The organism is Lactococcus sp. FSL W8-0209 (assembly GCF_038006585.1).
Taxonomy (GTDB): Bacteria; Bacillota; Bacilli; order Lactobacillales; family Streptococcaceae; genus Lactococcus; species Lactococcus lactis.
The window spans coordinates 681,011-694,045 of the sequence record NZ_JBBOVN010000001.1 but is presented as its reverse complement, the minus strand read 5'-3'; the positions used below and the strand labels follow the sequence as shown (position 1 = coordinate 694,045).

General features: G+C 35.2%; 15 protein-coding genes. 5 read left to right on the top strand and 10 right to left on the bottom strand.

Features of this window, described 5'->3' with window-relative positions; translation table 11 throughout:
- Positions 1-6 precede the first annotated feature (6 nt).
- Both mvk and MKX45_RS03510 read left to right on the top strand, forming a co-directional pair.
- Positions 7-939: a mevalonate kinase gene (gene mvk, locus MKX45_RS03515; RefSeq protein ID WP_003131564.1), complete on the top strand. Its 933-nt coding sequence runs from the start codon at positions 7-9 to the stop codon at positions 937-939.
- 62 nt (positions 940-1,001) lie between these two features.
- Positions 1,002-1,193 (top strand): hypothetical protein, encoded by a 192-nt coding sequence (locus MKX45_RS03510; RefSeq protein WP_012897234.1) that lies wholly within the window; start codon positions 1,002-1,004, stop codon positions 1,191-1,193.
- Between the two features lie 76 nt (positions 1,194-1,269).
- Here MKX45_RS03510 and rsmI read toward each other — a convergent pair whose 3' ends face one another.
- The 5 genes from rsmI to tmk all read right to left on the bottom strand — a co-directional run bounded on the left by rsmI (position 1,270) and on the right by tmk (position 4,926).
- Positions 1,270-2,145, bottom strand: coding sequence for a 16S rRNA (cytidine(1402)-2'-O)-methyltransferase (gene rsmI, locus MKX45_RS03505; RefSeq protein ID WP_003131568.1), 876 nt, complete (start codon positions 2,143-2,145; stop codon positions 1,270-1,272).
- Positions 2,145-2,471 (bottom strand): DNA replication initiation control protein YabA, encoded by a 327-nt coding sequence (yabA, locus tag MKX45_RS03500; protein WP_003131570.1) that lies wholly within the window; start codon positions 2,469-2,471, stop codon positions 2,145-2,147. Before yabA ends, rsmI begins: the two co-directional genes overlap by 1 nt.
- A complete protein-coding gene (gene ricT / locus MKX45_RS03495; RefSeq protein WP_010905316.1) occupies positions 2,464-3,246 on the bottom strand; it encodes a PSP1 domain-containing protein in 783 nt (260 codons plus the stop codon). Before ricT ends, yabA begins: the two co-directional genes overlap by 8 nt.
- 51 nt (positions 3,247-3,297) lie before the next feature.
- On the bottom strand, positions 3,298-4,158 hold the full coding sequence (locus MKX45_RS03490) for a DNA polymerase III subunit delta' (protein WP_003131573.1): 861 nt from the start codon (positions 4,156-4,158) through the stop codon (positions 3,298-3,300).
- A gap of 132 nt (positions 4,159-4,290) precedes the next feature.
- Complete coding sequence (gene tmk / locus MKX45_RS03485) at positions 4,291-4,926, bottom strand: dTMP kinase (protein WP_012897230.1); 636 nt, start codon at positions 4,924-4,926, stop codon at positions 4,291-4,293.
- Positions 4,927-5,103: 177 nt separating this feature from the next.
- Between tmk and yycF the strand changes: the two genes are divergently transcribed.
- The 3 genes from yycF (at position 5,104) to MKX45_RS03470 (ending at position 8,221) form a co-directional block, all read left to right on the top strand.
- Entirely contained in the window at positions 5,104-5,805 is a 702-nt protein-coding gene (yycF, locus tag MKX45_RS03480; RefSeq protein WP_003131580.1) for a response regulator YycF, read from the top strand.
- Positions 5,798-7,240 carry a sensor histidine kinase gene (locus tag MKX45_RS03475; RefSeq protein ID WP_012897229.1) on the top strand — a complete coding sequence of 481 codons (1,443 nt, stop codon included), beginning with the start codon at positions 5,798-5,800 and terminating at the stop codon, positions 7,238-7,240. Before yycF ends, MKX45_RS03475 begins: the two co-directional genes overlap by 8 nt.
- A 168-nt stretch (positions 7,241-7,408) precedes the next feature.
- On the top strand, positions 7,409-8,221 hold the full coding sequence (locus MKX45_RS03470) for an MBL fold metallo-hydrolase (RefSeq protein ID WP_003131583.1): 813 nt from the start codon (positions 7,409-7,411) through the stop codon (positions 8,219-8,221).
- A 45-nt stretch (positions 8,222-8,266) separates the two neighbouring features.
- Here the strand turns inward: MKX45_RS03470 and groL are convergent, their stop codons facing one another.
- The 5 genes from groL to ytpR form a co-directional block, all read right to left on the bottom strand.
- Positions 8,267-9,895 carry a chaperonin GroEL gene (groL, locus tag MKX45_RS03465; RefSeq protein WP_340816809.1) on the bottom strand — a complete coding sequence of 543 codons (1,629 nt, stop codon included), beginning with the start codon at positions 9,893-9,895 and terminating at the stop codon, positions 8,267-8,269.
- An 87-nt stretch (positions 9,896-9,982) separates the two neighbouring features.
- Positions 9,983-10,267: a co-chaperone GroES gene (gene groES, locus MKX45_RS03460; protein WP_003131589.1), complete on the bottom strand. Its 285-nt coding sequence runs from the start codon at positions 10,265-10,267 to the stop codon at positions 9,983-9,985.
- 119 nt (positions 10,268-10,386) lie between these two features.
- A complete protein-coding gene (locus tag MKX45_RS03455; RefSeq protein WP_010905314.1) occupies positions 10,387-10,776 on the bottom strand; it encodes a single-stranded DNA-binding protein in 390 nt (129 codons plus the stop codon).
- Positions 10,777-10,865: 89 nt separating this feature from the next.
- Positions 10,866-12,206, bottom strand: coding sequence for a H2O-forming NADH oxidase (nox, locus tag MKX45_RS03450; RefSeq protein WP_039114608.1), 1,341 nt, complete (start codon positions 12,204-12,206; stop codon positions 10,866-10,868).
- A 162-nt stretch (positions 12,207-12,368) separates the two neighbouring features.
- The gene (gene ytpR, locus MKX45_RS03445) at positions 12,369-12,995 is read right to left on the bottom strand and encodes a YtpR family tRNA-binding protein (RefSeq protein ID WP_003131594.1); all 627 of its coding nucleotides are present in this window, start codon (positions 12,993-12,995) and stop codon (positions 12,369-12,371) included.
- Between the last annotated feature and the right edge of the window lie 40 nt (positions 12,996-13,035).

Genomic DNA, 13,035 nt, shown 5'->3' with positions numbered 1-13,035 from the left:
TTAATAATGACTATCAATAAAATGGGGACGGGAATTGCCCATTCCAAACTAATCTTAATTGGAGAACATTCCGTTGTATATGGTCAGCCAGCAATTGCCTTACCTGTAACAATTCTTAAAACTACAGTGACAATTACCTCATCAAAATATGGCCAATACATTGAAAATAACGAATTTCGTAGAAGACTTGATTTAATGGGAGATGAATTTGAAGGAATTCGTCAACTCATTATGCGCTTACTCTCTAAATTTCATTCATCAAAAATGCCATTCTCTTTAGAAATTGATTCAAATATTCCTCAAGGACGTGGCTTGGGAGCTTCTGCTTCATTGGCAACTGCCATTATCAGAGCTTTTTATGATTTCTTTGATGCTGAACTTCCGCAAAAAGATTTACTCTTTTATGCCAACTTTTCAGAAAATATTACTCACGGAAAATCTTCTGGAATTGATGTGGCAACTGTAAATTCTGAACACCCTTTGTGGTTTATTAAAGACAGCACAATTGAACCCTTTGAACTCAATCTTCATGGTTTTATCGTGATTGGCGATACTGGTGTTCACGGCTTTACGAGTCAAGCCATCAATATTGTTCGCGAAAAACTTGTTGAAGAAAAAGAAAAAACACAAGATTCAATTAATCATTTAGGTCAATTAGCGACCGATTCAAAAGATTTTTTGATGACAGACAAACTCAAAGAATTTGGTCATGTCATGAATAAAGCTCACGAAAGATTATCTGATTTGGGAGTTTCTCATCCACGTCTAGATAATTTAGTCGAAACCGCTCGTAAAAATGGTGCACTTGGTGCTAAATTAACTGGTTCAGGGCTAGGTGGCGTCATGGTTGCCCTTGCTGAAAATGAAAAAGATGCTATTCGTATCAGTCAACGTCTTCTAAAAAATGGCGCTAAAAATACTTGGATTTACTCATTTTAAGATGGTTGATGACCATCTTTTTTTGTTATAATGAATCTATCAATTTGCACTAAGGATAACTTATGGAAAATCAATACGAAATTCTTCAATCACTCATCGAAAAAATGGAAATTGTTACTGTTGGCTCGGCTGTCAGTAAAACAAAGCTAAATCGTAAAGAAATCATTGATTTTGTACGTTCACAACGTTCTTTAAGAATTTTTGATGAGGAAAATCAAAAATGGATTAACGAAAATGTTGACGGGCACTGTTAAATTTTACTGACAGAAATTTTAATCAATCAAAAATATAAAAAAGTTACTGACAGACTGCCTGTCAGTAACTTTTTGCTTATAAATCATGAAATTCTGCATATAATTCTTGACGATTTAGACCTCGTTCTTTAGCAATTTGTTTAATGGCAACATTGGGTTTTACACTTTGTTCAACTAAAACTTTAACTGCTTCGAGCGCTGTCAATTCTGGCTCTTGAACTTCTTGAGCCACTTCATCCGCTCCTGAAACAATAATTAGGCATTCCCCTTTTATTGGTTGGTCCGTTAAAGATTCTAAAACCTCTGAAATCTTACCACGACGATATTCTTCATAAATCTTCGTTAATTCGCGAACTAAAACAACTTCTCTATCCCCATAAATTTCCTGCATGTTAGCCAAAGTATCCCCAACTCTAAAAGGACTCTCATAGAAAATTTGTGTTTCTGGATAAGAAAGCTTACTTTTCAAGAACTTTTGCTGCTCCCCTTTTTTTCTAGGAAGGAAGCCATAAAAAATATGAGGTTGAGGAACTAATCCTGAGGCAATCAAGGCAGTAATTCCTGCTGAGGCACCAGGAAGAGCGATAACATCAATTCCTTCATCAATTGCAGCTAAAACTAAATCATGGCCTGGGTCAGAAATTGAAGGCATTCCAGCATCAGAAACCTGTGCAATAGATTGTCCTTTTTTCAAAAAATCAATTAATTTAGGAATTTTTTCTTGGGAATTATGTTCATGAAAAGATTCTTGCGGAACTTTAATTTCAAAATGGTTTAAAAGGCGCAAAGTATTTCGCGTATCTTCTGAACAAATCAAATCTACAGTTTTCAAAGTTTCAAGAGAACGTAGAGTCATATCTTGCATATTGCCAATTGGTGTTGGAACCAAATAAAGACTTCCAGCAGTTTTTAGGCCTTTAAATGACCGTTGAATATTAAATTTATTTTCCATCAGCGATACAAAAGCTCCAAACAATCTAAACAAGATTCCCCTTCAGCCAATCGTTCTGCATAATGCAGATGGCAAACATGGAAACCTTCATTAAAAATTTGAATCAAGTTAGGATTTGGCTGGTCTTTAGGCGTTTCTTTTTTAACTTCTTTTTTCTCAAATTCTGCCAAACGGTCACGCAATTTTTCTAATTCCATGCGTAAGGTTGCATTTTCAGTCATTGATGATTCAAGCACTTGGCGAATTCCTGAAATTTGCGTTAATGTGGTATTTAATGTATTTTCAAGTTCGCCCAGTTGGTCGAAAACATCATATTTATCAGCCATGATTCACCTCAATTTCTGCAAGTTCAAAATCCTTGCTATATTCTCCAAAGCGGATTTTTACTCTATTTTTTAAAACATTTAAGCCAACAACTTTTCCTTTTCCTTCTGAGGTAGTTACAAACTCACCAAAATCTGGGAAAAGTTGTTGGGCTTCTTTATAAAAACTATCTTCATAAGTTAAACAGCACATCAAACGACCGCAAAGACCGTTCAATTTATTTTGTTTCAAAGATAGATTTTGATTTTTGGCCATTTTGATTGAAACATTTGGAAATTCATAAACAAACTCAGAACAGCACAAAGGACGCCCACAAGGTCCAAGTCCCCCATGAATTTTCGCCGCATCTCTTGGCCCAATTTGGCGAAGTTCAATCCTAATTCTAAAAGTTGTTGCCAACTCACGCAAAAGCAATCGAAAATCAACACGATTCTCTGCCGTAAACGAAATAAAAAGTTGCATTTGGTCAAAATTATAAGCAACATCAATAATTTTCATTTCCAAACCTTGTTCGATGACAAGTTGGCGAACTTTATCTTTGGCTTGTTTAGAACGTTCTTCAAGTTTTGCAATAACTTGGAGATCATCCTCATTTACTTCACGCACAATCGTGTGGTGAATTTCAAGATTCGCTTCTTCAGAAATTTCACGTACAATTTTTCCGTAAAAGTTTCCCTTATCTGAACGAAGGATAACTTCTGTTTGTGGAGCAAGTTCTATATCACTTATTGCAAATACATTTGATTCGCCATGTGCAAATTTTATTTCATAAATCATAATATTCTCCTGATATAAGATTTTTCAATCAAAGGATAAGTTTGACAAGTTTCATAAAACAAGAAAAGTTAAACTTGACTCAAATCGGACATTGCTTTTCCACATTTTTATTGCCTGAAATGTTTTTAAAAGTTCCTGACTCATTCTTTCTTGATTAAAAAGTTGTAATAAAAGTTCAAACGCTTGATTTTGTTTTTCTTTGTCATCAAAAATTTCGACTAATTCTTTCAAATACAAGAACGCCTCGTCAGCAGATGTTTTTAGAAGTTTTACAAATTGTTGAAGTCTTTGAAGCCCTTCGTTAAACCAGCTCTGCTGAGCTAATTCTAATGCTTTGTCAGTCGAATTACAGATTTCCGCAAGAAGTTCTGCTTGTGTTTTTAAAATACCATTCTTTTCCAAAAAATCTTGTAAGTATTGAACATTTTTTGGAAAATTAATAATTTGTGTCCGTGATTTTATTGTTTGTAAAATCATATTTTCATTGTCTGTCAGTAAAAAAACAACAATTTCTGTTTCTGGTTCTTCAATTGATTTCAATAAAGCATTTGCTGCATTAGGATGCATTTTTTCAGCTTCCTTAATTAAAAGCACTTGTTGATTTCCCTCATAACCAGATTCATTGAAAACTTGTGTCAGTTCTCGAATTTGTGCTGTTTTAATCGTTTGTCCATCAGGTTCAACGATATGTAAGTCGGTAAATTCTTGTTGGGCAACAAGACGACAGGAACGACAATGACCACAAGGCAAAGCATTTTCAGGATTCTCACAAAATAAGGCTTGGCTCAGCCAGATTGCTAATTCAAAAGAACCAAAACCCCCTGAAAATAAATAAGCATGACTTAATTTTCCATGTTGCAAAATCGTTGAGAACTGCTTATAAAGTTGAGGCTGAATATCTTTTATTTCCACAAGAAACCTTTCTAAATATTTACCAAATCTAGTCTAAATAACAAAATTAAAAAAACTATTTAACATCCTCATTTTTTGAAAAATGTAAGTATTTTTTAGCATTCTTAATTTTGCTGACAGATTAAATTGTCTTTAAAATTCACTGACAAATCTTTTTTTGAGGACGGAAAGTGTATCAGCTACCACTTTTTCTAAAGGTTGACTTGCATCTATTTTTACAAAACGCTCAGGTTCTTTTACAACAATCTCCAAATAACCTTCACGAACTTTACGATGCATCTCAGCTCTTTCCAAATCTAAACGATTTACCTCATCAGCTCGATTTTTCATAATTCGCTCAAGGGCAACATCCGTATCAACATCAAAATAAAGCGTCAAATCAGGCTTCAACCCATCTGTTGCAAAATAGTTAAGCCAATCAACAACTTCGACACCCAAATCACGGCCATACCCCTGATAGGCGACAGATGAATCAATAAATCGGTCAACAATGACAACTTTACCCGCTTGTAAAGCTGGCAACATTTTTTCTTGCATATGTAAACGACGCGCCGCCGCAAAAAGCATTAACTCGGTTTTAGAATCAATCTCTGTATTCTTTGGATCAAGAATAATTTGGCGAATTTCTTCCGCCACTCGAACACCGCCTGGTTCACGAGTTGGGACAATTTCGCGCTTCATTTTTTGGATTTCAGGTAAAATTTCTTTTAAAACCGTTGTTTTTCCTGCTCCATCGGGTCCCTCAAGGGAAATTAGAATTCCATTCATAGCCTCTATTATACCAAAAAAACAAATATTTTATCTTTTTTCTAAAAATAATAGGGTCTCTTTTTGCGTAATTTTACTAAAAATTGTATAATATAACTGAAACAGCTTACTTGATTTGTTAATTCAAATAAATACGAGTAACATTCAATAAAAAATTTTCCACTTGAAAGGACAACTATGAAAAAAATTCTTGTTGTTGATGATGAAAAACCAATATCAGATATCGTAAAATTTAATTTAACCAAAGAAGGTTTTGAAGTCTTTACAGCTTTTGATGGTGAAGAAGCTCTTGAAGCATTTAAAGAAGTACAACCTGACCTTATTCTGCTTGATTTGATGTTACCTAAACTTGATGGTCTTGATGTTGCACGTGAAATCCGTAAAACTTCTGACACTCCAATTATTATGGTGTCAGCTAAAGATAGTGAATTTGACAAAGTAATTGGTCTTGAACTTGGTGCTGATGATTATGTCACAAAACCATTCTCAAACCGTGAACTATTAGCTCGTATTAAAGCAAACTTGCGTCGTATCAATGTCGCGCCTGCTGAATCTACTGACAATGTCAAGAAAGAATTGATTATCGGAAACCTCCGTATCAATCCAGCACACTATGCGGCTTATAAAAATGATAAACAACTCGACCTTACACACCGTGAGTTTGAATTGCTTTACTACCTTGCTCAACACCTTGGCGAAGTGATCACTCGTGAAAACCTTTTGGAAACCGTTTGGGGTTATGACTACTTTGGAGATGTTCGTACAGTTGACGTTACTGTTCGTCGTTTACGTGAAAAAGTTGAAGATACTCCAAGCCGTCCACAATATGTTTCAACACGCCGCGGGGTTGGCTACTACATGAGCAACCCACATGATTAAATTTTTTAATTCAATGATTTTTAAAGGAGTAGTTGCACACCTACTTCTTTTCGTCATCCTTTTTATGAGCAGTTTTGATTACAATTTTGCTCATTTAAGTACTTTTATTGGTTATTACTTATTTTCACTCGTCTTTGTTTTAGTCTTTCTCAATCAGCAACATCGCATGATTGTGAATGTTTCTAAACAGATGAATGACATAAAAAATGGCTATTTAAATCGGGATAAAATCCCAAAAGGGACGAGTGAAATCAATGAATTATATGATGAAATTTTAAAACTTGGTGAAGATATTGTTCGCACGCAGAACAATCTTGAAAATCAGCGTAATCAATTAGATAGTATTCTCGCATATATGGTTGATGGCGTCATTGCCACCGATCGTCGTGGAAATATTATTATGGCCAATAAATCAGCTTTGCATTATTTGAATACAGATAATGATCTCTTGATGCAAAAAAATATTGTTGAAGTTTTAAAAATTGCTGACCAATATAATTTTTATGATTTATTAGAAAAAGAACCTGAAATAACTATTGAGACACATGATGCTGGGAATGAATCCATTTCGCTCCACATTAAATTTGCCCTCTTTCGTCGTGAATCTGGTTTCATCTCAGGAATTATTGCCGTCTTACATGATATGACTGAACAAGACAAGGCCGAACGAGAGCGCCGTCTCTTTGTTTCCAATGTTTCTCATGAACTCCGAACTCCGCTCACCTCAGTAAAAGCCTACTTGGAAGCACTAGAAGACGGAGCCATTGAGGATAAAGAAACAGCTTCATCCTTTATTAATGTTTCACTTACTGAAACTAATCGGATGATTCGAATGATTTCCGACCTTTTGACTTTATCAAGAATGGATCAAGACCGAATCGTTCTTAATAAAGAAATGATTAATTTAATTGCCTTCTTAGACTATCAAATTAACCGTTTAGACCAAATTTTAGAAACCGAATCAAACGATTTAATCTCTTCTAATTTCACTCTAGTCAGAAAATACTCTGAACAGCCCATCTGGGTCGAAATTGATACCGATAAAATTGCTCAAGTCATTGACAATATCATCGGAAATGCAATTAAGTATTCACCTAAAGGTGGAACTATTACAATTTCCGTTGAAAAACGTGAAAGTGACGTTCTAATCTCCATCAGTGACCAAGGAATGGGAATTCCAAAATCTGATTTACTTAAGATTTTTGACCGTTTCTACCGAGTTGATAATGCTTCAAGAAATTCAAAAGTTGGGGGGACAGGTTTAGGCCTTTCCATTGTCCATGATATTGTTAAAATACATGGCGGAACAATTTTTGCAAGCTCCGAAGGAGAAGGAAAAGGAACGACCTTTAGTTTCACTCTTCCATATTCTTTAGAAGCCGCAGATGACTGGGATGATGGCACTGATGAGTTTGAATTTGAGGATAATGAATAATTTCCCCTAAAAAGAGTCCATACATATTTGTGGACTCATTTTTTGAATAAACCTAGACTTTTACCACAAAAAACTCTCTTAAGCTAATGAGTTTCCTGATAAATTTATTTTCAAATAAAATATAAAAGCTCATGGCAATCCCACTATTTTTCTGCTACAATAGACTGTATGACTGAACAAAATGGCTTTAAATATTCCATTTTAGCCTCTGGTTCAACAGGAAATTCTTTTTACTTAGAAACTCCAAAGAAAAAAATTCTTGTTGATGCCGGACTATCTGGAAAAAAAATAGAAAGTTTACTATCAGAAATTGACCGTGACATTCATGATATTGATGCTTTATTAATTACCCATGAACATAGTGACCATATCAAAGGGATTGGTGTTTTGGCAAGAAAATATGGTATTGACCTTTACGCAAATGAAGATACTTGGTCTGAACTAGATAGTAAAAATGCTTTAGGAAAAATCCCTGTTGAACAAAAACATCTGTTTGAAATGGGAAAAACAATGACTTTTGGTGATATTGATATTGAATCTTTCGGCGTGAGTCACGATGCTATCGCACCACAGTTTTATCGTTTCATGAAAGATAACAAAAGTTTTGTTATGCTAACTGATACAGGTTATGTATCCGATAGAATGCGTGGAACCATTGAAAATGCAGATGCTTATCTTATGGAATCAAACCATGACATTGAGATACTCCGCATGGGAGCCTATCCTTGGCGGACAAAGCAACGTATCCTAAGTGACCAAGGCCACTTATCTAATGAGGACGGCGCTGAGGCTGCTTTTAGTATTCATGGTAATAAGACAAAACGAATTTTTCTAGGGCACTTGAGTTTAAATAATAATATCAAAGAACTTGCTCATCTTACTATGGATGGTTACTTACAGCAACATGATGTCGATACCAAAAAGGACTTGAAGATCCTTGATACTAGTCACGAACATGCTAGTCAACTTTACGATATTTAGTTACTCATCAGCAAATAAAAAAAGAACCCTAAGGGTTCTTTTTTATTACATCATACCACCCATTCCCATGCTAGGGTCCATTGGAGGCATAGCTGGAGCAGCTGGTTCTGGCTTATTAGCAACTACTGCTTCAGTAGTCAAAATTAAACCAGCAACAGAAGCCGCGTTTTGCAAAGCTGAACGAGTTACTTTTGCAGGGTCAACAATTCCTTCTTCAATCATATTAACCCATTGACCAGTTGCAGCATTGAAACCTGTACCTACTTCTTCTGAACGAAGCTTATCAATGATAACTGAACCTTCATATCCTGCATTGGCAGCAATTTGACGAACTGGTTCTTCAAGAGCACGGCGAACAATGTTAATACCTGTTTGAATATCTCCTTCTTCTGAAAGTTTATCCAAAGCAGCAATAGCATTAACAAGTGCTGTACCACCACCAGAAACAATACCTTCCTCAACGGCTGCACGTGTTGCATTAAGTGCATCTTCAATCAAGAGTTTCATTGCTTTGAGCTCTGTTTCAGTTGCAGCACCAACTTTAACAACTGCAACACCACCAGCTAATTTTGCAAGACGTTCTTGTAATTTTTCACGGTCAAAATCAGAAGTTGTTTTTTCAATTTGCGCTTTAATAATAGCTACACGATCAGAAATAGCATCAGCAGAACCAGCACCTTCAACAATTGTTGTGTGGTCTTTATCCACAGTTGCTTTAGCTGCTTGTCCTAAAGCTTCAAGAGTAGCATCTTTAAGATCAAGACCAAGTTCTTCAGTAATTACTGTACCACCTGTCAAGATAGCCAAATCTTCCAATTGAGCTTTACGACGATCACCAAATCCTGGTGCTTTTACAGCTACAACATTGAAGACACCTTTAATCTTATTAAGAACAAGCGTTGGCAATGCTTCTCCATCAACATCATCAGCTACAATAAGAAGTGGACGATTTGTTTTCAAGATTTGTTCAAGGAGCGGTAAAATTTCTTGAATGTTTGAGATTTTTTTGTCGGTAATAAGAATATAAGGATTATCTAATTCAGCAACCATTTTTTCTGTATTAGAAACCATATATTGACTCAAATATCCACGGTCAAATTGCATTCCTTCAACAACATCGAGTTCAGTTTGCATCCCTTTTGATTCTTCAATGGTGATAACTCCGTCAGAACCTACACGTTCCATTGCATCAGAAATATACTCACCCACTTTTTCACTACGTGATGAAACGGTAGCTACTTGCGCAATTGCTGATTTATCGTGGACAGGAATTGCCATCTCTTTAATTGACGCAACAGCTGTTTCAGCAGCAAGTTCAATTCCTCGGCGAATACCAACTGGATTTGCACCTGCGGTAACATTTTTTAAACCTTCACGAACGATAGCTTGTGTCAAAACTGTCGCTGTTGTTGTACCGTCACCTGCGATATCATTTGTTTTTGAAGCAACTTCTGAAACAAGTTTAGCTCCCATATTTTCAAAATGATCTTCAAGTTCAATCTCTTTGGCAATCGTTACACCATCGTTTGTAATTAAAGGTGATCCATATGATTTTTCAAGAACAACATTGCGACCTTTTGGTCCAAGGGTTGTTTTTACTGTATCAGCAAGAATATCAATCCCACTCATCATCGCTGTTCTAGCATCACTTGAAAATTTAATATCTTTTGACATTTTAGCTCCTTTTTAAGAATATATTTTTAATTTTATAGATTTTAAGATAGACAAAAGACAACCAAAAAAATGATTGCTTTTATAATTTTACTCTACAATTGCAAGAAGGTCTGAATCTTTGAGAATCAAGAATTCTTCACCATCCATTTTTACGGTCGTTCCAGCAAATTTTTCAAAAATTACTGTGTCCCCTACTTTTACGAGTGGAGAAATCAGTGTTCCATGATGATTTGTTTTCCCTTCACCGACGGCAACAACTTCAGCTGTTTGAGGTTTTTCTTGGGAAGCGCTTGTTAACACAATTCCACCCATTGATTTTTCCTCTTCTTCTTTTACACGTAAAACTACGCGATTCTCTAAAGGTTTCAACATTATATTTTCCTCCATTTTTTATTTTTTAGCACTCTTATTAAACGAGTGCTAACATATTCTTATTTTATCTCAATGGTCAGATTTAGTCAAGAGAAAACATTTAGATTTTATGAAATAAATTAGAAAGGGAGTTCTTCCGCATCAAGTAAGGTTTCTTCAGTCTTTATAGCGCTTTCTCGTAAAGCGATTGTTGCCCTACTTTCAAGTAAATCATAACTCAGTCCTAAGATTTCTGTGACATAATGTTTTTGATTTTGCTTATCCGTATAATTTCTAGTTCTAATTTCTCCTTCAATTGAAATAAGACTTCCTTTTTTTGCGTAAGAAACTAAAGTTTCTGCAGATTTTCCCCAAATAATAATTGAAATAAAATCTGCCTCTCGTTCTCCTTTTTCATTTTTGAAACGGCGATTAACTGCTAAGGTCACACGGACATATGATTTATCATTTGTTGTTTTTGAAATTTCTGGCGCACTGGTTAAGCGTCCAATTAACATGGTTTTATTCATAATAAAATCCTCCTAACTTTTTATACGTAAAGTTAGGACATTTGTCACAAAAAAAATAAAAAATCTATCAATTGATAGATTTTTATGGTTTATTTTGCATTTAAAGCTGCAACAGTCATGTAATTATATGGACTATTGAAGTGTGGTAAGAAGAATAAATCAAGTAAGGCTAATTCATCAATCGTTTTCTTTTCTTGAATAGCTAAACTAAACATATTAATATTTCCTGCAATTATTTCACTCTTGCTAGCAAGTTGAGCACCAATAATTCTGCGACTTTTTGTTTCATAAACGATACGAATTTTCACACTATCATTATTTTCATGAAGGAACCATGCTTTTTGCTTATCTTCAAAATCACTAAATGAAACTTCTAGGCCGATTTTTTTCGCAGCTTTAACCGACAAGCCCGTAGAAGTCATATTGTAACCAAAAATAGAGATTCCATTAGAACCTTGTACACCAACAGACTCTATTGATTTTCCTCCAATATTATGACCAGCAACAATCCCTGAGCGAACAGCGTTTGAGGCAAGGGCAATGTAGGTGAAGTCTTGTAAAGCATTAGAATAGATTGTGGCAACATCTCCTACAGCATAAACATCTGGGTCACTACTTTGTTGATGTTTATCCACTTTGATTGCTCCATTTTTAAAGGTTTCTAAATGTTCACCAGCCAATGCACTATTGGCTGTAAATCCAATACAATTAATAACGAGGTCAACATCATAAGTTGATTTATTAGTTACAATCTGTGATACATGACCTTTTTCATTTGCCTTAAACTCTTGAGCCAATTCCCCAAAATGGAGTTCAATTCCATGTTGGGCAAGATTTTCATCCATTCCTTTAGCAAACTCTTCATCATAATATGAAGCAAGTGAAGTACTTTCTGCATCAAAAAGTAGAACTTCTTTTCCACGACGTTTGGCAGCTTCAGCAATTTCTGTCCCAATATAACCAGCACCAATCACAGCAATCCGTTTCACATCATTCTTAGCAAACTCTTCGTCAATGGCTTGCCCTTCTTGAAAAAGTTTTAAAAAATGAATGCCTTTAAGATCTTTTCCTGGCAAGTTAGGAATAATTGGACGTGAACCTGTTGCCAGAACGAGTATATCATAACTTTCTGTAATCTTTTCTCCAGTTTTTGACTTGGCATAAATCATTTTATTAGTAAAGTCAATTTCTGAAACTTCTGTTTCTGTTAATATCTTTACTCCCTTTTTTTCAAAATCTTCTGCTTTGGCATAAAACAGCTCATCTGGTTTTTCAATTTGTCTTCCGACCCAAATAGCTGTCCCACACCCCAAGTAACTCATATTACTGTTACGGTCAATCATAACAATCTCATGGCCTGGATATTGATCAATTAATGTATTTGCTGTAGCAATGCCTGCGTGGTTCGTACCGATAACTACGATTTTCATGCTAATAATTCTCCTTTAAATGTAAAATTCTTTTTACATTATTCAGTTTAGCATAAGTCCTTCTATTTTCTTTTGTAAGCGCTTGTGAACTTTGTGAAAAATTTATTTTATTTTTTTTAGATAAAAAAACTGCCAAAATAAACTATTTTGACAGTTTTATTATTATGCTTGCCACATTGTTTCTGAATCAAAAGCTTTACCAGCGGATAAATCTGATGATAATTCAATGATTCCACGAACCTCAGGAGCATTTGGTAATTCAAGTTCACGAGCTGAACAAAGCATTCCGTAAGATTGAACACCACGAAGGGCTCCTGGGAAAATCAATGAGCCGTTAGGCATCATAGCACCAGGTAAAGCAGCAACTGTTTTTAAGCCAAGAGCTGCGTTTGGAGCACCACAAACAATTTGTACTGGATCGGCAAAACCAACATTAACTTTACAGATATGTAAATGGTCTGAATCTGGATGATCTTCCATTTCAACAATTTCAGCGACAACAAATTTGGGTTGTGCATCGTGAACAAGAACATCGCTAAATCCTGATTTACCAAGCTCTTTGTTCAACGTTTCAATATCATCAGATGATAAGACGACTTGACCATTTCCTGACAAATTAGCCAATAGAGATTTCGCTTCAAAAATATTCCAAGCAACCGTCGCTCCAGTTTCTTCAATAAAAACACGAGCTACTTTTCCCTTACGTTCGAAGTTTACTTTTTCTCCCTTATCATTTGCAGTGATAAGCATTAAAACGTCACCGACATTTGTGTTGTATGTTGCAATCATTTTCTTATTTTTCCCTTTTAATTTCTTAACTTTGTTTATT